Origin of the sequence: Rhizobium centroccidentale (assembly GCF_030182565.1) — a bacterium.
Lineage (GTDB): Bacteria > Pseudomonadota > Alphaproteobacteria > Rhizobiales > Rhizobiaceae > Rhizobium.
On the sequence record NZ_JAQJCG010000004.1, the window covers coordinates 208,422 to 230,493 of the forward strand.

General features: G+C 58.2%; 21 protein-coding genes. 15 read left to right on the top strand and 6 right to left on the bottom strand.

Translation table 11 applies throughout. From position 1 onward, the window contains the following. The 4 genes from PH562_RS07720 to PH562_RS07735 all read left to right on the top strand — a co-directional run bounded on the left by PH562_RS07720 (position 1) and on the right by PH562_RS07735 (position 2,444). Complete coding sequence (locus PH562_RS07720) at positions 1-576, top strand: invasion associated locus B family protein (RefSeq protein ID WP_113229185.1); 576 nt, start codon at positions 1-3, stop codon at positions 574-576. Between the two features lie 13 nt (positions 577-589). Then, the gene (locus tag PH562_RS07725) at positions 590-1,279 is read left to right on the top strand and encodes a hypothetical protein (RefSeq protein WP_285172508.1); all 690 of its coding nucleotides are present in this window, start codon (positions 590-592) and stop codon (positions 1,277-1,279) included. A gap of 2 nt (positions 1,280-1,281) precedes the next feature. After that, a complete protein-coding gene (locus tag PH562_RS07730; protein WP_285172509.1) occupies positions 1,282-1,755 on the top strand; it encodes a DUF4189 domain-containing protein in 474 nt (157 codons plus the stop codon). 164 nt (positions 1,756-1,919) lie between these two features. Then, complete coding sequence (locus PH562_RS07735; protein WP_483315332.1) at positions 1,920-2,444, top strand: invasion associated locus B family protein; 525 nt, start codon at positions 1,920-1,922, stop codon at positions 2,442-2,444. 152 nt (positions 2,445-2,596) lie between these two features. On the opposite strand, the gene PH562_RS07740 is transcribed toward PH562_RS07735, so the two are convergent. Further along, positions 2,597-3,226 carry a TetR/AcrR family transcriptional regulator gene (locus PH562_RS07740; protein WP_285172510.1) on the bottom strand — a complete coding sequence of 210 codons (630 nt, stop codon included), beginning with the start codon at positions 3,224-3,226 and terminating at the stop codon, positions 2,597-2,599. 105 nt (positions 3,227-3,331) lie between these two features. Here PH562_RS07740 and PH562_RS07745 point away from each other — a divergent pair, with 105 nt between their 5' ends. From PH562_RS07745 to PH562_RS07760, 4 genes are read left to right on the top strand one after another with little or no spacing between them, the layout of a single operon-like run. Beyond that, positions 3,332-4,408 carry an efflux RND transporter periplasmic adaptor subunit gene (locus PH562_RS07745; protein ID WP_285172511.1) on the top strand — a complete coding sequence of 359 codons (1,077 nt, stop codon included), beginning with the start codon at positions 3,332-3,334 and terminating at the stop codon, positions 4,406-4,408. Further along, on the top strand, positions 4,405-5,475 hold the full coding sequence (locus PH562_RS07750) for an efflux RND transporter periplasmic adaptor subunit (protein ID WP_285172512.1): 1,071 nt from the start codon (positions 4,405-4,407) through the stop codon (positions 5,473-5,475). The genes PH562_RS07745 and PH562_RS07750 overlap by 4 nt, the downstream gene beginning before the upstream one ends. Before the next feature lie 12 nt (positions 5,476-5,487). Beyond that, the gene (locus PH562_RS07755; RefSeq protein WP_285172513.1) at positions 5,488-8,547 is read left to right on the top strand and encodes an efflux RND transporter permease subunit; all 3,060 of its coding nucleotides are present in this window, start codon (positions 5,488-5,490) and stop codon (positions 8,545-8,547) included. Continuing rightward, positions 8,547-9,788 carry an alpha/beta hydrolase gene (locus PH562_RS07760; protein ID WP_285172514.1) on the top strand — a complete coding sequence of 414 codons (1,242 nt, stop codon included), beginning with the start codon at positions 8,547-8,549 and terminating at the stop codon, positions 9,786-9,788. The genes PH562_RS07755 and PH562_RS07760 overlap by 1 nt, the downstream gene beginning before the upstream one ends. 149 nt (positions 9,789-9,937) lie before the next feature. Here the strand turns inward: PH562_RS07760 and PH562_RS07765 are convergent, their stop codons facing one another. The 3 genes from PH562_RS07765 to PH562_RS07775 form a co-directional block, all read right to left on the bottom strand. After that, positions 9,938-10,348, bottom strand: a complete 411-nt coding sequence (locus tag PH562_RS07765) for a hypothetical protein (protein ID WP_208409319.1) — start codon at positions 10,346-10,348, stop codon at positions 9,938-9,940. Between the two features lie 106 nt (positions 10,349-10,454). Beyond that, positions 10,455-11,492: a tetratricopeptide repeat protein gene (locus PH562_RS07770; protein WP_285172515.1), complete on the bottom strand. Its 1,038-nt coding sequence runs from the start codon at positions 11,490-11,492 to the stop codon at positions 10,455-10,457. Between the two features lie 94 nt (positions 11,493-11,586). Next, positions 11,587-11,979 (bottom strand): Ivy family c-type lysozyme inhibitor, encoded by a 393-nt coding sequence (locus PH562_RS07775; protein ID WP_285172516.1) that lies wholly within the window; start codon positions 11,977-11,979, stop codon positions 11,587-11,589. A gap of 444 nt (positions 11,980-12,423) precedes the next feature. On the opposite strand from PH562_RS07775, the gene PH562_RS07780 reads away from it, so the two are divergent. The 6 genes from PH562_RS07780 (at position 12,424) to PH562_RS07805 (ending at position 18,298) form a co-directional block, all read left to right on the top strand. Further along, the gene (locus PH562_RS07780) at positions 12,424-13,299 is read left to right on the top strand and encodes a hypothetical protein (protein ID WP_285172517.1); all 876 of its coding nucleotides are present in this window, start codon (positions 12,424-12,426) and stop codon (positions 13,297-13,299) included. 9 nt (positions 13,300-13,308) lie between these two features. Continuing rightward, a complete protein-coding gene (locus PH562_RS07785) occupies positions 13,309-13,449 on the top strand; it encodes a hypothetical protein (protein WP_285172518.1) in 141 nt (46 codons plus the stop codon). Positions 13,450-13,465: 16 nt separating this feature from the next. Further along, positions 13,466-14,299 (top strand): lysozyme inhibitor LprI family protein, encoded by an 834-nt coding sequence (locus PH562_RS07790; RefSeq protein ID WP_285172519.1) that lies wholly within the window; start codon positions 13,466-13,468, stop codon positions 14,297-14,299. Between the two features lie 131 nt (positions 14,300-14,430). After that, positions 14,431-14,889, top strand: a complete 459-nt coding sequence (locus PH562_RS07795) for a hypothetical protein (protein WP_285172520.1) — start codon at positions 14,431-14,433, stop codon at positions 14,887-14,889. A gap of 413 nt (positions 14,890-15,302) precedes the next feature. Continuing rightward, complete coding sequence (locus tag PH562_RS07800) at positions 15,303-16,328, top strand: DUF4424 domain-containing protein (RefSeq protein ID WP_285172521.1); 1,026 nt, start codon at positions 15,303-15,305, stop codon at positions 16,326-16,328. An 80-nt stretch (positions 16,329-16,408) separates the two neighbouring features. Further along, complete coding sequence (locus PH562_RS07805) at positions 16,409-18,298, top strand: DUF4344 domain-containing metallopeptidase (protein ID WP_285172522.1); 1,890 nt, start codon at positions 16,409-16,411, stop codon at positions 18,296-18,298. Between the two features lie 64 nt (positions 18,299-18,362). Here PH562_RS07805 and PH562_RS07810 read toward each other — a convergent pair whose 3' ends face one another. Beyond that, on the bottom strand, positions 18,363-19,409 hold the full coding sequence (locus tag PH562_RS07810) for a helix-turn-helix domain-containing protein (RefSeq protein WP_285172642.1): 1,047 nt from the start codon (positions 19,407-19,409) through the stop codon (positions 18,363-18,365). 313 nt (positions 19,410-19,722) lie between these two features. On the opposite strand from PH562_RS07810, the gene PH562_RS07815 reads away from it, so the two are divergent. Continuing rightward, a complete protein-coding gene (locus PH562_RS07815; RefSeq protein WP_285172523.1) occupies positions 19,723-20,304 on the top strand; it encodes a TetR/AcrR family transcriptional regulator in 582 nt (193 codons plus the stop codon). Positions 20,305-20,539: 235 nt separating this feature from the next. Here the strand turns inward: PH562_RS07815 and PH562_RS07820 are convergent, their stop codons facing one another. After that, complete coding sequence (locus tag PH562_RS07820; RefSeq protein ID WP_285172524.1) at positions 20,540-21,973, bottom strand: adenylate/guanylate cyclase domain-containing protein; 1,434 nt, start codon at positions 21,971-21,973, stop codon at positions 20,540-20,542. Positions 21,974-22,072: the final 99 nt, after the last annotated feature.

Here is a 22,072-nt window from a genome sequence, read left to right on the forward strand (position 1 = left end):
ATGTTCAAAGGAGCGCTCTTCGGCGTCCCGGCTTTCATGGCTTGCATGCTCCTGTTCGGCTCGATCGCAGCCGGACAGGATGCAGCCTCTCCCACGTATCGCATAAAGCCTTCCGAGGTCGTTGCTCCTCCTGAAGTGAAGCCTGGCGATTATCAGCGGACCATTCGTCCCTTTGAAAACTGGACGCTGATCTGCGACGAAAATCTCAAGATCCGCCAGCGGGTCTGCAATGTTACCCAAATCATCGAGAACGAGGCCGGGCAGGTCGCATTCAGCTGGTCGCTCGCCGCGACGAAGAAAGGCGACCCCTATATGATCCTGCGTGCGGCCCCGGTTGCCAAAAGCGATGGCGGTATCCTGCTGCAATTCGAGGGCCGCAAGGAGCCGATACAGGTCCGGTTCAATGGCTGCAACACCACGGTCTGCGTCGGCATGTTGCCGGTCGGACCCGCACTGCGCGAGCAGATTTCCAAGAATACGGCGCCGACGGTTTCCTATCCGACTGCAGACGGGAGGACGATCAGCGTGACCGCAAATCTCAAAGGCCTTTCCGCAGCGGTTAAGGCGATAAAGTGACGGATGGATTTCAATGACCCAGCAATCAATTCACGATCGCATCATGTCGCGAAACACCAAGGACGCCGCAATTCAGAACCTGGCGGCCGAGCAAATCAAGCCGAAGCGAAGCTGGCGAAAAACCGCCGCCCTTTCGGTGCTGGCCATCGCAATCGCCGGCGCTGGCGGCTATGCCGCCGTCCGATATGATGTTTTGGGTAATCTTCTCTCCCAGCCGGCGGTTGCGGCGGCGAACGACGCCAATCAGGCGCTGCCCGACACACCCTTCCTGCAGCATGCCAAGCAGGCGGGCCTCCACTCCTGCTCGACGATTTTCCCGGTTCTCGGGCAGCTGCTGACCAATGGCACGCAGTATAATGTCCAATCGGTGTGGAACAAAGAAGCAGCCGATAAGCATGCCGTACAGGCACTTGTCGGGATGAACTATGCAACGCAGGGCTATAGCGGTCCGGCTGCCGGCATCGTATTTGCCGCACCCGTCGCGTCCGGCTGCGAAGGATCAATGGTTCGCGTCGCGCCGTTCACAATGTCTTGCCCGGAAGTTTCGGCCAAGTTCCCGAACGGAAGCAAGCTCGTCAACAATCTCGACCAGGTCGGTGTCTACCAGCTCGGCAACGATGGTGGCGATGCCATGCTTTTGCCGACAGGAAGCGGCTGCGTCGTCATTTCCGTGGCTTCGGCAGCAGGAAAGCAAGGGAGCTAAAAATGAGACTGAAATCCGCAATTGCCGCGATAGGCATGCTTCTAGCCTCTACCGCCCATCCATGGGCTGCCGATCTCTTCACGACAGAGCAGCCGCCGGCTCCCCCGCCTGACGAGCGCGGCATATGGGCAGCCATCGCCTATTCCGCGCCCGATGAAAAATACGGCTTCTTCTGGGGGGCAGACAAGCGCCAGGAAGCCATGGATATCGCGCTCAAGCACTGCGAGCGGGACAAGGGCAAGAGCTGTGTCGTGGTCAGCGTATTTCGCAATCATCGGCACTGGGATGACGACGATAAGACCGGCTTTCCCTATAATCATTGCGGCGCTCTTGCCATCGGCAAGGAACAGCGTGACCGTGCCACACCTTGGAGCGCAAATTCGGCCCCGACGCGTCGCGAAGCTGAAGATCTCGCGCTTAAGGCATGTGAGCGCTCAGGTTCTCGCTGCGCCGTTCGGGAGTGGGTATGCACCTGACCAACCCCGGTCACGGCAATCATAAACAACGAATTTCGTCCCGACGGCGATCATCATTGACCTTATTTCGTTGCCTTCGCTCCCAATGGAACCGACCGCGGTAGGTCGCACTTCAAGTCGAGAGATCTTATCCCTTGTCAAATTTCACATCTACTTCATTCCAGATAATTGGCCGCATATCTTATGCGGTACTCGCCTTTGTCTGTGCTGGCTTTGCGTCTTCGGCCTTTGCGCAATCGGCTCTGCCAAATGGCGCTTCGAGCCTGCAGGAGACTTACCAGGACTGGCGCGTTGCCTGCAGCCAACGCGACAAGACGTCGGCATGCACGATTTCGCAAGATCAAACCCAGCAAAACGGCCAGAGGCTGCTTGCCGTCGAAATGCAGATACGTCCCGACGGCGGCGCGCTCGCGACACTGCTGCTGCCCTTCGGAATTGTCCTCGACTCGGGCGTGACGCCGAATATCGATGATCAGCCACCTTTGAAGCCGGTGCGTTTTCGCACCTGTTTGCCCAACGGCTGCATCGCCTTGTTTCCGGTCGACGCTGCAACACTTGGCAAATTGCGAACCGGGTCGCGCCTGAACCTCAAGGTCGTTGCCGATGGCGGCAACCCCCTCGGCTTCCAGATATCCTTGCAAGGTTTTTCGGCGGCTGCCGATCGCGTGGCCTCCTTGGGCGCACGATAGAAGCCGCATCTTCTCACTGCGCGGATGCGCGTCACGTTGATTCGCTGTAAATCCGGAAGTCCGGCCCGGTAGGGCTGCGATTTCCAGCATCTTCGGGAGCAGCAATTTGCCACTCTCGCAGCAAGGCTGGCCGTTCGATAGTGGATATCTCGCTAGCGAGGCTCCTTCGGTAGCAGCCCGTGCAAAATAAGATCGATGTGCGCCTCCAGATAGCTTGCTTTGTCCAGAGTTCGCCGCTCGTCGAAAAGCAGCTTGAAGAACAGAAAGGCGATTGCGGGCGCAACGACGGCATCGGCGAAAGCGGCCGGCGCCGCTCGAAACTCTCCGAGTTTTACTCCTTCATCAATCAGCGACTGCATTTGATGCTCGAGAGGATCGATGAATATGTCGTGGTGCCTGTCGACGATATGTGGAAACCGCGAACCTTCGGCAATGACGAACCTCATCAATTCGCGCAATTTGCGATCATTGATTATGAGATCGTAGATCAGCTCGATATTTTTCCGAAGCCGCTCCGTAGCGGTTCCCTTCAGCTCATTTCCGCTTATCAATAGATCTTCGAGAGGCGTCGAAATGTGCCGGATCATCGCTTCGAAAAGCTGCTCCTTGGTCTCGAAGTAAACGTAGACGGTTCCCTTGGTAACTCCGATCCTGGTGGCTATATCTTCGACGCGCGTCGCGACATAACCGCGTTCGACGAACTCTTCAAACGCAGCATCCAGGATCTGAACGGGGCGGCGGGCTTTCTGCTCCGCGCGCGTCAGCTTTTTCGTATCAGGCATATCCCACCTTGAGCGTTATTCGCGGTTAGGGGTCAAGACATTTCCATTGACTTCCTAGTCAGTCAATAATATTCGTCTGCCGAACGGATGCAAGAGGTCAAATTCATGAAAACTGTCCTTGTGGTCGCCTGGCTTGGTGTCAGTGCCGTCGCGCTTGCCTCATGCGAAGAGCAGAGCGCGAGCGAGACCAAGCCGAAGAATGTGGAGACCGTCGTCGCCAAGGTGACGCCGGTCGTCGAAAACAACAGCATCACCGGCGAAGTCAGTGCCCGGGTCGAGAGCGATCTTTCCTTCAGGGTCAGCGGGCGCATTGTCGAACGCCTCGTCGATGTCGGCTCGTCGGTGAAGGCGGGGCAGGTGCTTGCGCGCATGGATGCCGAAGAACAGAAGGCCGATCTGGGCGTAGCCACGGCGAACCTGCAGTCGGCGCTCGCCCAGCAGACACAGGCCCAGCTGGCCTTCGACCGGCAGCAGAACCTCTTCAAGACGCAGGTTACGACCCGCGCCGCGCTTGACCAGGCTCAGGAAACCCTCCTGACGGCCCAGGGAAGCGTGAAATCGGCGCAAGCGCAACTCGACACCGCCCAGGACGCGCTTTCCTATACGGAACTGCGTGCCGATGCCGACGGTGTGATCACCGCCAGAAATGCCGAAGTGGGCCAGGTCGCGCAGGCGGCGCAGCTGGTCTTTACCCTTGCGCATGACGGCCCGCGGGATGCGGTCTTCAACGTCTTTGAATCCCTTTATCTGGGCCGCAATCTTGAAAACAAGGTCGCCGTCAGCCTCCTTTCGGCGCCGTCTCACAGGATAGAGGCCTCCGTCCGTGAAATCTCGCCCACGATCGACTCGTCGACCGGGACAATCAGGGTCAAGGTGGCGCTCGAAGGGGCACCGGACATGCCGCTCGGCGCTCCGGTCGTCGGTCTGTTTCGATCCGCCGCACGGGACGCAATCGAACTGCCGTGGTCGGCGATGGCCTCGAAGGGCGGTAGGCCGGCGGTCTGGATCGTCGATCCCGCCTCGTCGAGCGTCTCTCTTCGCCAGGTCGATGTCTCCGGCTATGAAACCGGCCGTTTTGCCGTGCGGGCGGGCCTATCGCCGGGCGAGATCGTCGTCGCCGACGGCGCGAAATTCCTGCGATCGGGCCAGGCCGTCACATACGACAATGGAGCTGCAAAATGAATATCCGCATCACAGCCGGCCTGGCGATTCTCGGGTCATTGCTGCTGACTTCTTGCGAAAAACAGGATGAAGCCCATTACGAACCGCCGCGCCCCGTACTTTCCGTCGTCGCCCAGTCCACCGCTGCCTCCGCGCTGACCCTTCCGGGGACGGTCGAGGCCAGGATCGAGACCCAGCTTGCATTTCGGGTCCTGGGACGGGTCATCGCGCGCAAGGTCAGCGTCGGCGATATCGTCAGGAAAGGCGATGTCGTTGCCGCCATCGATCCGCTTTCGCTCGAACTTGCGGTCAAGAGTTCCCAATCCGAGCTTTCGAATGCCCAGGCGCAGTTGGCAAATGCCGCATCCACGGAGGAGCGCCAACGGTCCTTGCTCGAGAGCCGATCGGGAAGCGAGGCGGCTTACGAAGAAGCCGAACTTGGCCGCAAGAGCGCGAGTGCGGCGGTTGCAAAGGCACAGGCCAACCTGGACAAGGCCGAGGAGCAGCTGGGCTATGCGCAGCTGCGCGCGGAATTCGATGGTGTCGTGACCGCAACTTCCGCCGAAGTGGGTCAGGTCGTCTCCGCCGGCCAGAGCATTGCTACCGTCGCACGCCCCGACCAGCGCGATGCCATCATCGACATACCGGTGGCAAGCTTCGACGGTCTCAAGGTGGGCTCGCCCTTTGAAGTGGCGCTCCAGCTCGACCCGAGCATCCGTGCGAGCGGTGTCGTCCGAGAGATTGCTCCGGAAGCCGAAGCCACTACCCGCACGCGGCGCACGAAAATCACACTCATCAATCCGCCGGCGGCATTTCGCCTTGGCTCCGTCGTTACCGCGACCGCGACTGTTATTGCGGATCCGATGATCCTGCTGCCGTCCTCGTCCGTGCTGGTGAAAGACGGGAAGCCGAACGTCTGGGTGGTCGATACCGCGGCTCGCAGAGTCTCCATTCGCGCAATCAAGATTGACGGGGACCTCGTCGAAGGCGGTTCGGTAAGGATCGCGGAAGGCATCAGCCCCGGCGAACGCATCGTCGTTGCCGGAGTTCACAAGCTTGCAGACGGCCAGGCCGTCAGGGTAGATTAAGGAAAGATCCCCGTGAAAAAATTCAATCTGTCCGACTGGGCGCTCGAACATCGTTCGCTCGTCTGGTACTTCATGATCGTCTTCATTCTGGCCGGTGCGTTTTCCTATATCGGTCTCGGCCGCGAAGAAGATCCCGCCTTCACCATCAAGACCATGATCATTCAGGCGCAATGGCCTGGCGCATCGGCAGAGGAGGTGACCAAACAGGTCACCGACCGCATAGAAAAGAAGCTGGAAGAGCTGGATTCGCTCGACTATACGAAGAGCGAGACGGTTGCCGGCCAGACGACCATTTTCGTCGAGCTTCTGCCGACGACCAAGGCCAAGGATGTCAACGCCATCTGGATGCGTGTCCGCAATATGGTCGCCGACATCAAGGGAGATTTTCCAAGCGGCGTCGTCGGACCGTTCTTCAATGATAACTTCGGTGATGTCTATGGCAATATCTATGCCTTTACCGGTGACGGGCTGACACAGCGCCAGCTTCGGGATCTGGTCGAGGATGCGCGCGCGAAAGTGCTGACGGTCCCCAATGTCGGCAAGGTCGATATCATCGGCGCGCAGGACGAGGCTGTCTATCTCGAATTTTCCACGCGGAAGATCGCCGCGCTCGGCCTTAATCAGCAGTCGGTCATCGACACGCTTCAGGCGCAGAACGCCGTGACGCAGTCCGGTTTCGTCGATGCCGGCCCCGAGCGCATCGCCTTGCGGGTCAGCGGCCAGTTCACATCCGAGGACAGCCTCAGATCGATCAATCTTCGCGTCAACGATCGTTTCTTTCCGCTGACCGACGTTGCGACGATCAAACGCGGCTATGTCGATCCTCCTTCATCGCTGTTCAGATTTAACGGGCAGCCGGCCATCGGCCTTGCCATAGGTATGAAGACCGGGGCAAATCTGCTTGAGTTCGGCAAGGCGCTCGACAAGGAAATCGAGCAGGTCACGGCCGATCTTCCCATCGGCGTCGACGTTCAGCGCGTCTCCGATCAGCCCGCCGTCGTCGATGAAGCCGTGTCGGGCTTCACGCGCGCCCTGTTCGAAGCGATCGTCATCGTGCTGGCGATCAGCTTCATCAGCCTTGGCGTCCGGGCGGGGCTCGTCGTCGCCATCTCGATTCCGCTCGTGCTGGCGATCACCTTTCTCGTCATGGCATATACCGGCATTTCCATGCAGCGTATTTCGCTTGGAGCGCTGATCATCGCCCTTGGCCTTCTCGTTGACGATGCCATGATCGCGGTTGAGATGATGGTGGCCCGACTGGAAGTGGGTGACGACCTGAGAAAGGCAGCGACCTACGTCTACACCTCGACGGCCTTCCCGATGTTGACGGGCACGCTCGTGACGGTCGCGGGCTTTATCCCCGTCGGCCTCAACACCAGTGCGGCCGGCGAATTCACCTTCACTCTCTTCGTGGTCATTGCCGTTTCGCTCCTGGTCTCATGGATCGTCGCGGTGTTGTTCACGCCGCTTCTCGGCGTGACGATCCTTCCGAAGACCATGAAATCCCACCATGATCAGAAAGGCCGCTTTGCGCGCGTCTTCGCCTGGCTTCTAGGCCTCGCCTTGCGTTGGCGCTGGATAACCATCGGCGCGACCGTGGGCGCGTTTGCCCTCTCCATCGGCGGGATGGGCCTGGTGCAGCAACAGTTCTTCCCTTCCTCCGACAGACCCGAACTGATCGTCGACTGGAACTTGCCGCAGAACAGCTCGATTTCCGAGACGAACAAGCAGATGGCCAGGTTCGAACACGAGATGCTCGCGAACAACAAGGATATCGATCATTGGACGAGCTATGTCGGACAAGGCGCTCCTCGCTTCATCCTGTCCTTCGACGTGCAAACACCCGACGTCTCGTTCGGCCAGACAGTCATCGTCACCAAGGGTCTTGACGTTCGCGACAAGGTCAAAGCCGAACTGCAGGATTATCTGACAAAAACCTTCCCCGGAACCGACGCTTTCGTGAAGCTGCTCGACATCGGTCCGCCGGTGGGCAAGCCGGTGCAGTACCGGATCAGCGGACCCGATGTCCAGAAGGTCCGGGACATCGCCCAGCAATTTGCAGGCATCGTCGGTCAGCATCCCCTGCTGTCCAACATGACCTTCGACTGGAACGAACCTTCGCGCGTCGTCAAAGTCGACGTTCTGCAGGACAAGGCGCGGCAATTGGGCGTCTCGTCTCAAGATATCGCAACGGCTCTCAACGGCATCGTCGAGGGAACGGCCGCAACGAATATTCGGGACGACATCTATCTGATCGATGTGATCGGCAGGGCACAGACGGCCGAGCGCGGCTCGATCGAGACGCTGCAGAACCTTCTGCTGGCCGGCTCGAACGGCAAATCCGTGCCCCTCTCGGCGGTTGCGAATTTCCATTATGAACTGGAGCAGCCGACGATCTGGCGGCGGACGCGCATACCGACCATCACCATCAAGGCCGCAGTTGCCGGATCGACGCAGCCGGCGACGATCGTCAACGAACTGCAACCAAAAGTCGACGAATTCCGCAAGACGCTTCCAAGCGGCTATCACATCGTAGATGGCGGCTCGGTCGAGGAAAGTGCCAAGGCGCAGGGGCCGATCGTGGCGGTAGCGCCGCTGATGCTGTTCATCATGGCGACGATCCTGATGATCCAGCTGCAAAGTTTCAGCCGGCTCTTTCTGGTGTTCGCCGTCGCTCCAACAGCGCTTATCGGTGTGGTTGCCGCACTTCTCTTCAGCAACGCGCCCATGGGGTTCGTCGCAATCCTTGGCATACTTGCTCTCATAGGTATCCTGATCCGCAACTCGGTGATCCTTGTCGTGCAGATCGAGCACCTTCGAAGCGAAGGCGTGCCAGCCTGGCAAGCCGTCATCGAGGCGACGGAGCATCGAATGCGGCCCATCATGCTGACGGCCGCGGCGGCAACGCTTGCGCTAATCCCGATCTCCCGGGAGATATTCTGGGGTCCGATGGCCTATGCGATGATGGGCGGCATCGTCGTCGGTACGGTTCTGACGCTGCTCTTCCTTCCCGCCCTGTATGTTGCCTGGTTTCGCATTCCCCGCGACGACGCGCAGCATGAGGCGATCTGATGTTTGACGTTCAAAGGGTGACCTTTGTTCCCAGGCGATCATGTCTTTCTGTTCTGATGGCCCTATCGATGTTGGCCGGATGCGCCGGACGGCTGGAGAATGTTCTCCAGCCGGTCGCAACCGCGGGGCCGGGCACGAGCACTGTGGACATGATGGTGGCGACGACCCGCCAACCGACCGACAAACCCGGCGAGCTTTATTCCGGCGAACGTGGAACGGCGATTTCTCTCAACGATATCGTCGTTTCCCTTCCTCCCGATCGAAATCGCAAGATCGGCGAAGTGCAATGGCCATCGCATGTGCCGGCCAATCCCGAAAAGGAGTTTGCTGTCCTCAAGGTCGGAAGGGTGGCGTCCGAGCGCAATATTTTCGAATGGTTCGCCAAGAACCGCAATGCCAAGCGCCAGGTCGTCATCTTCGTGCACGGCTTCAACAATACCTATTCAGACGCGGTCTTTCGCTTCGCGCAGATCATTCATGATTCCGGAACCGACGCCGCGCCGATCCTCTTCACCTGGCCCTCGCGCGGCAATGTCTTCGACTATCTCTATGACAAGGAGAGCACGAATTTCTCACGGCGGGCGCTGGAGGATATGATCCTGCAATCTGCCAAAAGCCCTGACGTCGGGGAAGTGACCATTCTTGCCCATTCCATGGGGTCCTGGCTGACCGCGGAGGCGCTGCGCGGCGTCGCGATGCGCAACAAGACAATTCCGTCGAAGGTGAAGAATGTCATCCTGGCATCGCCCGACATCGATATCGACGTATTTCGTCGCCAGTTGATCGAAATGGGGCCGCAACGCCCGCATTTCACGATCTTTTCATCGACAAAGGATAAGGCTCTGCAGGTCTCGCGATGGCTCTCCGGCGGCGTCAACCGTGTCGGCGGCTTCGATTCGACGCCTTATGCGGCTGATTTGGCCAAGCTCGGAATCACGGTCGTCGATACGAGTTCCGTTAAACCCGACGATGCGCTGGGCCATAATACGTTTGCGGACAATCGGGATATGGTTCAGCTGCTTGGACGGCGGCTGGCAGGACAGTCGTTGGACACCGGACAAACCTCGCTTGCGGATCGGGTCGGTATGGCGGCGGTGCGAACCGCGGACCTGGCGGGCTCCGCGGCAAAGGTCGCTGTCGCAGCGCCCATGTCGATCATCAGCGATGATGCGAGACAGGTGTTGAAACAGCAACTTTCCCCCGGCTCGCCACCCATCGTCAATGGGCGCATTTCCTACTGAGCAACGGTCGTGGAAGTCCGTTGTTCACGAGTGGATCAAGTCAAACCTATCGATGTTGAAGAGCGCGGCCGCATATCGCGGCCGGCCCAAATAGCAGCCGAAACGTGGTGAGATTAAATACTCGCACCTACGGTAGGTTTGCGAGAGACTTAATCGGCTACAGAGTTGACGACACGGCAGAGATTGTCGCTCATGCTCGGAGCAACTTGGCCCTGCGGCACCATGAAAAGCGCATCGACCCGGCTGCCCTTGCCGCTCTTTCTGACGACGACGCGCAGCGTCTGAGGCCGGCCCGAACCGGTCGTTTCCTGTTGCGCCGTTAGCGTGCCGAGCTGTTTCTCGGCATTCACATCCACAAAACCTTCGGCCAGGACTGCCCGCGATACCTTATCAAAGGCGACGGCTGGGCTGACTGATGGGAATTCCATCCAGGTCTTATAGGTCACGCCGGTTACAAGCGGAACACCAGTGCTTTGATAGTGCTGCGAGCACGTGCTGGCAGCGGCCGAGCTGAGAGAAATGGTGGCGAGCGCGAAAGCGTAAAGAGCTGTCTTATACAAAGCGAAAACGTCCTCTGTTGATGTACGACAATAGTCTATGGGGCAGCGTGGGAGAGCCGCGATGGCCAATCCCAGGTAGGATGCGTGGCGGAGCCGATGATTGCGTTCATCTTTTCACCGATTCAATTGCCGACAGCATGTTGGTGCGGCCGGGATCATCGGCCGGCGTCAATTCGAGCGCCTTTTGAAAATCGGCCAATGCGGACCTAAAGTCCGATTTGCTTCGATAAACCTCGCCCCGCACGAAATAGGTCGAACTCGATTGATCGTTGAGTTCGATGGCCTTGTCGAGGTCACGGAGCGCCTGATCGTTCCTGCCGATCTTGAAATAGGAAAGGCCGCGATTGCTGTAGGCATAGGGATAGGACGCATCGCTTTCTATGGCCTTCGTGAAATCCGCAATGGCCCTGCCGAAATCGCCGATCATGTTATAGGCGTCACCCCGATCGTTGAGCGCTCTTGTATTGGAGGGATTCAGCTGCAATGCACAGGTATAGTCGTCGATTGCCGCACGGTAATCGCCGTCTTTTACATACAAGCCGCCCCGCTCGACATAGGTAACCTCGAACGTCTGCTGCAGCATGGCTGACAGCTGAGGTTTGAGGGTGATGGCTTTGTTGAAGTCGGCCAGGGCCAGATTGTATTTGCTTTCGGCGAGATAGCCGTTGCCCCGTCCGGCATAGGCTTCCGCAAAGTCGGGCGCAAGTGCAATAGCCTTGTTCATATAGCCGATCCTTGCTTCGTGATCACCATTGCGATCGGCTAGGGTGCCGAGGATGAGATAGACCTCCGGATGACCATCCGGCTTCAATTCTGCCGCCTTCCCGGCGTCGGCAATGGCCTTCTCATAATCTCCTTTCGCAAACTCGGCATCACCTCGGCCCGCATAGGCGAGATCCGATTTTGCATCGAGCTCGAGTGCTCGGCTGAAATACTCTTCAGCCAGATCCAGTTCGTTGCCGTCGATCTTGATATAGCCGGCGCTGCTATAGGCAAGCGACCGGTCTGCGTTTGTTTGAGTGCCGTCCTCGGCAATGGTGAGGCAGGTCGATAAGGTCTTACATGTGGATGTTTCGTCGTTCCGCGCCGTCGCAGAGCCGGCGGACGTCGATTGTTGTGCCCCTGTGTACTCGGTTGTTTGCACATCGCTTGCATCTGCGCGCACAGTCGCTGCCAGCTGCACTCCAAGAAGAGCACAGCATAGAAAGCCTGGCAACTGCATCGCAACGCGCACGTGACTACTCCGCTAGGGCCTTGTCCAGCGCGGTCTTCAGCGCTGCGGAAGGGTTCCCCAAATAGAGCTTCAGACTCTTCTCGTCCTGGATCTCCGCCCATGCCTGCGTGCCATCCGCTTTAAAGAGGATTGCTGCCTGACCGTCGTTTGTCGCATGCTGTTTGGCAAGGATGCTGATCGAGTAGTCCACCGAGTCGATGGAGACGGTCTTGACCGGTTCTGCGATGAACCTGTTCTGGTCGCGCACCCAGGCAGGCGTTCCCTTGGCGGATGACAGCATGGCCTTCCATGACCGGGCATGAACCGGGTCCTTCAGAAGATCGTAAAAGTTGACGTCCTCGGCGTGGGCGATGCCCGTCATGCCAGCAATCGCAAGAATGAATAGGAGCTTACGCATGAATCCGTGTTTGTCCTCTCACGACAGCGGATCACAAAGGAGAGGCTCGTCGCCTCGAACGGGACCTCTATCGCAGTCGCGGTATCCGCATAGCCCGACAGCGTGATCGATGACAGCCGATTTCCGCAATCTGAACGCAAGTGCACTTGTTATGGATGATCGTGCACTGCGCGAGGGCCGAATGGGAAGACGCTCGGCAGATTTGCGACGCGGCCCGTAATTTCCAGCTGCCGCCTGGAAAAAGCGATTGCCGCGAAAGGAATCAGTGTGAGCTCGCAGCCTCCCTTTGCGAGGCGAAATATCGCGGACGTGCAATTCTGGACGGATGTGCACTCGAGATGGAGGGGAGTAGACCTCGTTCAAGTCGGTACGTCTTGAACGGTGCTCAGCCGTTGAATAGACATCCCTGTATTTTTCGCTGATGTCCACGTCTTCGAGGCTCTCTTGATCATTCACAAGCGTATTCTCCAACGCTCCGCCGGTCGCACTTTGCTCGTATTGGCTTTTCTTTTGGGTGGCGGTCCGATCGCGCTAGGCCAGGGTGCAGAGGTTGCGCCGAGCATACGGTCGCGGCTTCCGGGGCTCGAAATCGCGTTTCTATCGCAATTGCCCAAAGCACCTGCCTCGGCCCAATCCCGGGAGGAATGCGACGCACTGGTGGTTCCGAAGAGCGCGGGCGGAAAGGCGGCCGATGCGCTCGGCTGGGGAGTGACGGGGGAAGCAAAGCTCGGATCCTATGACGCGGTGAGCTTCGCCGGCGAATTCGAGCCTTCGACCGCCGGTGCCTGCGAGATCAGTCAGGGCAATATCGCGCTCTTTAGCGGCACGCAGCTTTTCGTCATCATCTACGCAAGTAAGAACAGCAAGCTAGCGATCGGCAGGATCATCGCGGCCAAGGACAGCCTGCGCATTGTCGATGGCGACCTCGTTCAAACGCCTATTGGCGACGTTCGGTTCGTTGACGGTCGTGCGATCGAAGTCCAGCCTCTGGCGAAAGAGCAGTCCGTCTGCGGCGGACAGGCCGTGGTGCCGAATGTTTACGGCAAGCCCGTCGCCGAGGCTCGTGCGGCGATCATTGCCGAAGGGTGGGAGCCGTTTCGCAGTCCCGCTCCTACCTATCAAGATTTCGTCGGCGACAATATTCGCAAGAGCGGGATCATCGAGGCGACCGATTGCTCGGGAACGGATCTCGCATCCTGCAGCTACTATTATCACAAGGGCGACATGGAACTGAGCCTCACCAGCTTTGGCGACGGCAAGCCAACGGTTTCGGACTTTCAAGCCACCTGCGAGCGCTCCAAATGGCATAAGGCGAATTGACAACCCCACATGGAAGCTCGCCGCCTTCTATCCGCCGCCGGTCTGATCGAACTCATCGCTTTATCGTGGAAGGGTGCGGAGCTTTCGATGACGGTATCGATCGGCGAGATTGCGATATCACCCAACTACATCATCCGGCAGAAGAAATAAAGGAACGGAAGCCACCGTGTGTCGTCATCAATCCATAGCAGGAGTTCGGCTGACGATCGCCACCTTTCTGGCGATCATTGGAGTGAGTGCTGCAACTCCTTCCTGGGCAGTTGATTGTACCAAGGCGAGCGATCCGATCGATAAGAGGATCTGCGGCAACGCCGGCCTCAAGGCAGCCGACGCCGCCATGGGGCAAGCCTATGCCGCACTCCTCAAATCAGCGCCAGATCCGGAAATCCGCTCGATGCTGGTGAATAGCCAGCGTCGCTGGATCGCTGCGCGCAATGAGGGGCTGAAGACCGGCTTGGACGGCTCGGCCATGCCCGCCGGAAAGCTGCGCCGGGTGATTGCAGAACGCACCGCACAGCTCGGTGATCAATCGGAGAAAGGGTTGGTCATGCAGGCTCAGGCGCAGCGCCGCTTTCTCGCGAAATACAGCGGAGGCGCCTTTGCCGGCTTCGATACGAGTTGCGAGTTCATTCCCAACGACAGGGATGGGTCGAGCTATTCCTATCAATGCAGCGGCGCCATGCATGTCCAGAACAAGACCCGCCTTTGCAGCGCCAGCACGGAATGGGCCAGCTGGTCACTCTATGAATATCACGCCGTCAGCACCATCGAAGGCGACAATGCGAAGCCCGCCGCTCTGTGCAGCGATCAATCGGGCGATATTTGCGGCGGCGGCAAGGATATGACCTGGACGCTGAATCCCGATGCGGATCAACATTTTCCGTCACCGAAGACGGGCCTTGCCAAACTCGATGTGGAAGGTATCTGGCCGCTCGAAACGACGGATACGGACTGGTTCGGCCAGTGCCTGACAAGCCCGACCTATCCGCCGGGGCAGTGAGGGCAGCTTGAGAAGCGACCTAGGACAAGGCGGACCGAACATTCAGCGCCTGCATCTCAAGTAGGCGACATAGTGAAACTCCGTTTCGACGGCAGAGAGAACCAATGGATATTGTTTTACCAGATGGATCCATGACTAAGACGACGAGGCCCCGGCGAGCGCTCCATGTCGGTCCATGGCTCGCCGCCGCTTGCCTATTTCTTATCGCTCGCACAGCGCTTGCCAGCGGATCCCTGCCGCCCGAACCTCTCGTGGCCGGCCCTTTTTCGAGCTTTGCCGCATGCCTGACCTACCTGACGGAGAAACATCGGGAACAGATGGCCTTGGTCATGCCAGAGCCCGTCGCAATGCAGAAGGGCGGCACACATCAAACCCTGGTCTCGACCAAGGGTGTCTCGCAAGGGCCTGGTGAACAGGCCCTCTATGAGGCCGAGGTCAATTATCAGAACCGGACCGTAGATGCGCCAACGCGATCGATCGTCACCAACAACTCCTGGGAGCGCTATTCTCTAAGCTGTCACGGCGCTGCCTTTAGCGGGACAGTTCAACGCGGCTATGCGCTTTCGGCGGTTGAGCAGATGCCGCGGTAGATCCGCTTCTTTCGAGCGGGGTCGAACTTTGAGTGTCCTAGCGCAGGTTGCCTTCAAAATTCTGAGGACCTGCTCGTCAGCTATCACGATGGATTCTCGGAAATATGGACGGATGTACACCTACGAAAGACGCGCGGAGATCGGTGCGGGCAACGCGCTCTGATAAAGGCCTTCGAGCTCTGCGCTCCGATGCCCGCAATACCTTTGCAGGGTAGATCAGATATCGTCCTGAATCACGGCGGATCATGCAAAATTCAAGCTCGAAGCCTGACATCTCCAGTAATCGAAATCCGTCGCAATCCCGTGGGCGCAACGATCTGCGGAAAGATGACTGCCGACCGGTCACCAGCATGGCTCGTGACGGACTCTACACGCTGCCCCTGCCATTCCTGTCAATTTAGAAAGACCCAGTCATGCGCTTTAGCCCGCTCGCCTGTATCGCCATGGTACTGCTATCCACTCCAGCCCTTGGCGACGACAGCTCGGCCACGCTGGGGACCGGTGGCTTGATTCTTCAGAAAACCGACAAGATCGCGCTCATCTCCGAGGATCTCTACCTTTCGGCCGCCGGCATTCGCATTTCCTACCGCTTCCGCAATCTGACGAACGCGGACTATACGACCACCATCGCCTTTCCGATGCCCGCGTTTCCGGGCGGCGGATCCAACTCCACGACCGTCGTTCCCGATCCGGCGAGCGACAATTTCATGAAATTTCAAACCGTGGTCGATGGGCAGCCTGTTGCCTCGCAGCTTGAACAGCGAGCTTTCCTCGTCGCAGATGGTCAGCCAGACGAGGAGATTACGGATAAACTCAAGGCGCTGCACATATCCCTGGTGCCGACAGCAGAAGCCACCGAGGCGGCAATCGGCCGCCTGACGAACGCGCAGCGCAAGGAGTTGGTGGATGCCGGTATCTTTGATACCGGCGAGGGCGATTATAACGGACAGCCAGCCACTCTCTATCCGCTATGGACACTGCGATCCAAATATTGGCGGAACCAAACCTTTCCGAAAGGGAAGGAGATTGTCGTACAGCAGACCTATGTGCCCGTCGTCGGCAGTCAGTCGACGCTCTCGCTCGGTGCGCCGGACATGGACGCGGATCAGCTCAAATCCTATCGCGCGAAGTTCTGCACCGACGAAACCTTCTTGAAGTCGGCCCGCTCTCTCTACAAGCGGATATCTGATGATAGTGCCAAAGGCGTTCAGGCTTTCGAGCAATATCTTTCCTATGTCATCACTTCGGGCGGCAATTGGGCCGGGCCGATCGGAGAGTTCAAGCTGATCGTCGACAAGGGCGACCCCAAAACGCTGGTCTCCTTTTGCGGCAACGGCGTGAAGAAGATCTCTCCGACGCAATTCGAGATGGATATCAAGAATTATGCGCCGGAACGCGACATCGATGTGTTGCTGCTGCGAACCGTCTCCGGACAATGATTTTCCAGCATGTACAAGCGCCTCCTCATGTCAAACACGCTCCATTTTATGACATCCATCTACAGAGCCGGAGCTCGCCCATGATGAATTTCGCCTTGAGGTTTTGCTGCTCCAGGAAAATCTTCTTCGCCCTGGCTCTTCTCCTGACCTTTCCGTTCTGCGCATCGATCCAGCCTGCCTTGGCGCAATCTTCAAACCAGGATGCCTCCCGGCCGGATCTCGAAAGCACCGATTCGATCGAAGATGCTTTGAACATTTGGGAGAGGCGGCTCACGCAGGAAGGGCTCATTCTGCTCGGCTACTATAACGGCTTTGCCGACGGCTCCTTCGGACCGAGTGGCCGCAATGCGATTGCAAGCTATCAGCGTGATCATAGCCGTCCAGCCACCGGCAAGCTTTCCGCCCCGGACGCGCTCGAACTGGGCAGAACGGCGCTCGATCTGCGCAAGCAATTGCAATGGCGCGCACTGGACAATTCTCTGACTGGCATGACGATCTCCTATCCTGCGGGCCTGTTGACCCAAAGGCAGGGCAACAAGATTGGTGGTGAGACCCTGCAGACGGAGGATGGCGCCGTCGCGCTGAAGACGGCGCGTTTTGCCAATAGTGGCCCGGGCGATATCGATGCAGTCTATCAAAACCTTGCCAGCGAGCAGGGCAGTACGATCACCTACCAGCTCAAGCGCCGAAATTGGTTCATCATCTCGGGCACGACCGGCGATCGAAAATTCTATTCGCGCTTCGAACAGAGAGGCAATGAGATCCGCGGCTATGATCTCAGCTGGAACGCTGACAAGAACAGCAAGATCGTCGAAAACATCTCCGTGTTGATCTCGAACGGCTTTTATCCGTTCGGAGAAAATCCGGCCGACGGCGATCCGAGCTACCCGACAATGGCGAAACTTGCGGATCTCGCAAGCGCCAGCAGCCGTGGATCTGCGACAAATGGCAATGGCTCGCCGGACAGTTCGACCGGCGGTCAGACGCAATCGGAGCAGAGTAATGGTTCCGCCGACAGCCAGACAGCGCAGGCTGGCGGCGATGACGGGCTTACGGAACAGAAGGACGGCGCACTGCCACCACCTCCAGACGGCTCGTTGGTGACATCGGACGGCAAGGGATTGCGCTTCGTCTATCACTATTTTCCGCCGGAAGATCCAAAGCTGAATTACGCTTACAGATGGGCCGTCGATACCCACCTTTTTTTGAATATTCCCGAAATCGACGGGCTCGACGGGCTTTTCGTGACGCCGCGTCCGTTACACTACGTCACGCGGCAATGCGATACGATCAATGCATTCTACAACAAGAAGAACGGCGCGGTTTTTCTCTGCTATGAGATGATCGACAGCCTCTTGCAGATGGGCAAGGCGCTCTCAAAGGGCGCATCGGATCCAGAAGCGTTGACGATCGAGTTCGTCAAGGACAATCTCCGCTTTATCCTGCTGCACGAATCCGGCCACGCATTGATTGATCTGCTGGATATTCCTGCCGTCGGCCGCGAAGAGGATTCCGTCGACCAGCTCGCGGCGGTCCTCTTGCTTTCGCATGTCGACGACAATGAAACCAAGAATGATATTGCGCGCGTTCTCCAGCTCGCATCCATCTGGTTCAAGGTCAACAGCCAGTCGTCGGGCACGCCGGATACGGCCTCATTTGCCGACGAGCATTCGCTCGATGCGCAGCGCTACTTCAACCTGCTCTGCATGGTCTATGGCCTTGATCCGGCAAACAACAGTCCGATCGTCGACAATGGCATGCTGCCGAAAGAACGGGCGGCCCGCTGCCCCGATGAGGCTTCCAAGATCAATCGATCCTGGGCGCGGTTGATGCTCCCGCATTTCTCACCGAGATTCCAACCGAAGTCCGATGATAGCAGTGGCAGCCAGCAGAACGCGGCTGCATCGCAGCAGCCGACAAGCGGCAATCCGCTCGAATGGGACGGAAAGGCCAATCCGTTCGGCAAATAAGTATCGGTGACATTGGTGCCACTGTAAACGAGGCGATGGTGTCGGCTGTCGCCTGCAGATATTTTCAATTGCCGGGTACGCCGAAAGGCAAGGTCCAGCCCGAAGGCTGGCTATCGTGCTCTCGACGGCGATGAGAAGCGGCGTGTTTCAGCGCGGAGCCGGCGCGAATATTTTCCAAGGTGTCGCCGGGAGTATGGCCGAATTCGGCTTTGAACAGGCGGTAGAAGTATTTCTCGTTGGAGAAACCATGCCGCCAGGCGATCTCGGCGATATGGGGCTGCGGCCGATTGGGATCTGCCAGCATCTGGTAGGCGCGGTGCAATCTCCTGCGCTGTATTTGCCGCATGACGCCGCCGCTGCCTTCGAACAGTTGATAGAGTTTTGCGCGTGACAGACCAACGTCCCGGCAAATGCGATCGGGCGTAAGATTGGTATCCAGCAAATGCGCATCGATGTAGCGCAGGATCCGATTGAAGAGCGCATCTCTTATCGGGCTGGCCGCTTCAACGACCCTATCCGGTGTTAGCGAAACCGCGGCGGTCAAAAGCTGCAAGGTCGATTGAACGACATAGGGGACTTCGTGTTCGTCCAGGCTTTCGAGGTTCCGCGACAATGAAAGGAGATGGTCTCCAAGGAGACGGCCGACGCCACCTCCGAGAGTCATCCCGTGCAAAAGCTGGGTGCGGCTCGGCAGGAGATCTCTCGGCACCACCAACGAGATCACTTCACCGGCAGCAACCATGCCTTGGTTCACTTGAGCAGCATCAAGAACGAAAAGATCACCAGCTGATTTTACGGGTTGATCCGTGGTCCATCGGCACAGGAATTGGCCGCTCACCATCAATGTGAAACGAAAGAAATCCTGGCCGTCGCTCCGTATATGTCGTTCTGTTCGATTGACCTCATAGGCAGAAGGTCGGACCTGATTGAGCCACCGCCTGGCGGATAGGATAAGAGGACCGAGCGCCGCGCCGCTTGCTTCGGCGTCGAAGGCGATGGGAGCATCGTCACGCAATGTGCAATCGCAGTGATTGTCGCTGACCCAAGCATGAAACCGATCTTTTTCGGGAAAGTCGAGCGTCGAGAAATTGAACATGAAGGTCGAATGCATCTGGGCCACGGGAACTGTCTACTTCCAGGCCTTCGGCCTTTGAGCGATAGGTAGAGCAACCGGAGAATGCGACAATGGGTGCCCGGTCAAACGTTTTGCGTGTTCGCGCAGAATCTCGTCCGGCAGCCTTGCGGCAGGGAAATGCGACGAGATGGCTCCTCATTACATTCATGGAATACCGCGAACTTAGGAGGCGCCGCCAGCGCCGATTGACTATTTAGATAGAACGGTCAGTATAGAAAGTCCATATGGGAATTGCTGGACAACGAGGCATAATCTGTCCATTGCAGGGTGAACTTCGCTTGAGGCATCGATGAGCCCGAAAAAAGAGCAACTTATCCTCATTGCGACCGACTTGTTTTCAAGGCACGGCTTTCATCCGGTCGGCATAGACCGCATTCTGGCCGAAGCCGGCGTCGCCCGCATGACGCTCTACAATCATTTCCCCGGCAAGGATGATCTGATTACCGCCGTGCTCGATCGTCGCTATCACGACATCATGGCCAGTCTTCGGGCATGTGTTGAGCCGATGGCCTCGGCGAAGGAGCAATTGAGGGCTATTTTTGCCTGGCACGAGGCATGGTTCGGTACGCCGCAATTTTCCGGCTGCCTTTTCGAGCGTGCACTTGCCGAATTCGGCACCAACTATCCAAACATCTCTGCCGTCGCCATTCGATACAAGAAGACCATGACGGCATGGATGACCGACATGCTGAAGGCGCTTTTGCCGGAACCTGCCGCCGCGCGCATCGCTTCGATCCTTATGATACTTCTGGACGGTGCAACGATCGACGCGCGCGCTTTTCATGATCCGACCATCGCGACAAAGGCGTGGAATGCCGCCGAGGCCGTTATCGAGCAGGAAATACTAGCTTCGAAGAAGCCGAGCGCCTGAGCCACTGTGAGGATCCGTGCATTGCGCTTGCCAACGCCCGCAAGGCCGGCTTCTTATACGCGATGTTACAACAGCACCTGCGAGATATCCGGTGGAGGGGACTGGGTTCACTTCCCACCGTCCGCCGACGGCCTTCCAGGCGCCGACGACCCATCGCATGCTTCCCGGCATGGGATGCGGTGCCGTTTGGTCGGCATCGGTGTGCTGCCAGCATGGCTCGCTGTCGATTGACAGGCTAGGATTCGATCCTGGCTACATGATAGATCGACATGGCCTTGCTGACGCCCTTGAGTTCCGCCTCGTTTCTTGCGAGCGGGTAGGGCGCAATAATTTCTGCCACCGCCGGCGCACGATACACGTCTTCCGTGATGCAAATCTCGTCGCCATCGGCAAGATTCTGCACCCGCGCCGCTATATTTACCGTTTGACCAAAGTAATCGAGCCGCTCGTTGAGCGTGACCGCGATTGCGGCTCCCCGATGCACGCCGATCTTGAGGATGAAATCACGTTGCAGCCGGTCCCGGTTGAGCTGATCGACCGCCTCGCGCATATCGAGGGCTGCCTGCACCGCATCGGCCGAAGTCAAGAATGTCGCCATGACCGCGTCGCCGATCGTCTTGGTGACGGCTCCGTTGTGCCGAACGGTGGCGTCGAGAAGATGCTGGAAGTGCCGCTGCACCTGAATGTAGGCGTTAAGGTCGCCTATCCGCTCGTAGAGTGCCGTGGAGCCCTTGAGATCGGTGAATACGAGGGTAACGTCGAGGACCGCAATGCCCTCAGTCGCGCTGATCACCTCCGAGCGAAAGAAGTCGCGAAAGGTTTGAGTCGTCAGCAGCCGCTTACCGGACAAGGACGGCCCGAATTGAAGCCTTTCGCGCTGGAACGTCGCCGATGGAAGCTGCAATATGCCGAATACCACGGGTAGTTTGCCGGTGTTGCGGACCTCGAACACGACCTTGCCGGGCGTGATGCTTACCGCGGCGGCCACGCATTTGCCATGGTGAAGCGTGACCGGCACATGGGGTTGCGTCAAATCCGCTTCCTTTTCGACGGGGAAGAAAAATTGAGCGTCGCTTTCGAAATCCTGACCCAGGAGGGCACCTTCGGTGGCATCAACTTCAAAATTGACCGCAGTATCAGGCTCTATTCGGGTGAGCACCCGCACCAGCTGTTTGGCAGTCTCGCTCCACGGCACGCCGTCCGGCATGACGCCGCCTGACGTCAACTTATAATGGAAGACGTAGTCCCAGGCCGAAAGAGTATCCGGTTGATGGAAGCGGATGCTGCGCACGGCGGGGGAAACCGTAAATGTCACCGTGATGTAATCGTCCAGCGCAGCGTCGTAATCGCTTTGACAGAGCTGGCAATGAAAATGCGTGTGCAGTTTGCGCAGGCTTCGGAAGCTCTCGACAACGTCCGAGCACACCGGACACACAAGCAGCCAATCCATATCGAATAGTCCGGCCATGCATGCATGGAGAAAAAGATCGATCCCTTCAGCCTCGGCGATCGACTTTTCCTTGGCGAACTCAATAGGATTAATGCGATAAAGCGCCTCGTCCGTGCCCGAGCGCAGCAGTGTCTCCAGCCGCGCGACGACGCGCGGACTCCAGGATTTGGCCGTTTCGACCACGACCAAGCGCTCTTCTAGTTTCTTTTCGTCGATCATCGCATTGCACCGCGAGAAAGCCTCGACCGCCTCGGCGTTCCGTCAGACGTCAATACACAATTCACGAGGCCGAGGCGAGCCCGTCATGGCTTCTTGCGG

Excerpts from the sequence above, each read along its gene's own strand:
- PH562_RS07815 (WP_285172523.1), top strand. The coding sequence starts at position 19,723 with ATGAGCCCGAAAAAAGAGCAACTTATCCTCATTGCGACCGACTTGTTT.
- PH562_RS07720 (WP_113229185.1), top strand. The coding sequence starts at position 1 with ATGTTCAAAGGAGCGCTCTTCGGCGTCCCGGCTTTCATGGCTTGCATG.
- PH562_RS07760 (WP_285172514.1), top strand. The coding sequence starts at position 8,547 with ATGTTTGACGTTCAAAGGGTGACCTTTGTTCCCAGGCGATCATGTCTT.
- PH562_RS07805 (WP_285172522.1), top strand. The coding sequence starts at position 16,409 with ATGATGAATTTCGCCTTGAGGTTTTGCTGCTCCAGGAAAATCTTCTTC.
- PH562_RS07730 (WP_285172509.1), top strand. The coding sequence starts at position 1,282 with ATGAGACTGAAATCCGCAATTGCCGCGATAGGCATGCTTCTAGCCTCT.
- PH562_RS07795 (WP_285172520.1), top strand. The coding sequence starts at position 14,431 with ATGACTAAGACGACGAGGCCCCGGCGAGCGCTCCATGTCGGTCCATGG.
- PH562_RS07745 (WP_285172511.1), top strand. The coding sequence starts at position 3,332 with ATGAAAACTGTCCTTGTGGTCGCCTGGCTTGGTGTCAGTGCCGTCGCG.
- PH562_RS07775 (WP_285172516.1), bottom strand. The coding sequence starts at position 11,979 with ATGCGTAAGCTCCTATTCATTCTTGCGATTGCTGGCATGACGGGCATC.
- PH562_RS07820 (WP_285172524.1), bottom strand. The coding sequence starts at position 21,973 with ATGATCGACGAAAAGAAACTAGAAGAGCGCTTGGTCGTGGTCGAAACG.
- PH562_RS07800 (WP_285172521.1), top strand. The coding sequence starts at position 15,303 with ATGCGCTTTAGCCCGCTCGCCTGTATCGCCATGGTACTGCTATCCACT.
- PH562_RS07785 (WP_285172518.1), top strand. The coding sequence starts at position 13,309 with ATGGAAGCTCGCCGCCTTCTATCCGCCGCCGGTCTGATCGAACTCATC.
- PH562_RS07725 (WP_285172508.1), top strand. The coding sequence starts at position 590 with ATGACCCAGCAATCAATTCACGATCGCATCATGTCGCGAAACACCAAG.
- PH562_RS07750 (WP_285172512.1), top strand. The coding sequence starts at position 4,405 with ATGAATATCCGCATCACAGCCGGCCTGGCGATTCTCGGGTCATTGCTG.
- PH562_RS07810 (WP_285172642.1), bottom strand. The coding sequence starts at position 19,409 with ATGCATTCGACCTTCATGTTCAATTTCTCGACGCTCGACTTTCCCGAA.
- PH562_RS07740 (WP_285172510.1), bottom strand. The coding sequence starts at position 3,226 with ATGCCTGATACGAAAAAGCTGACGCGCGCGGAGCAGAAAGCCCGCCGC.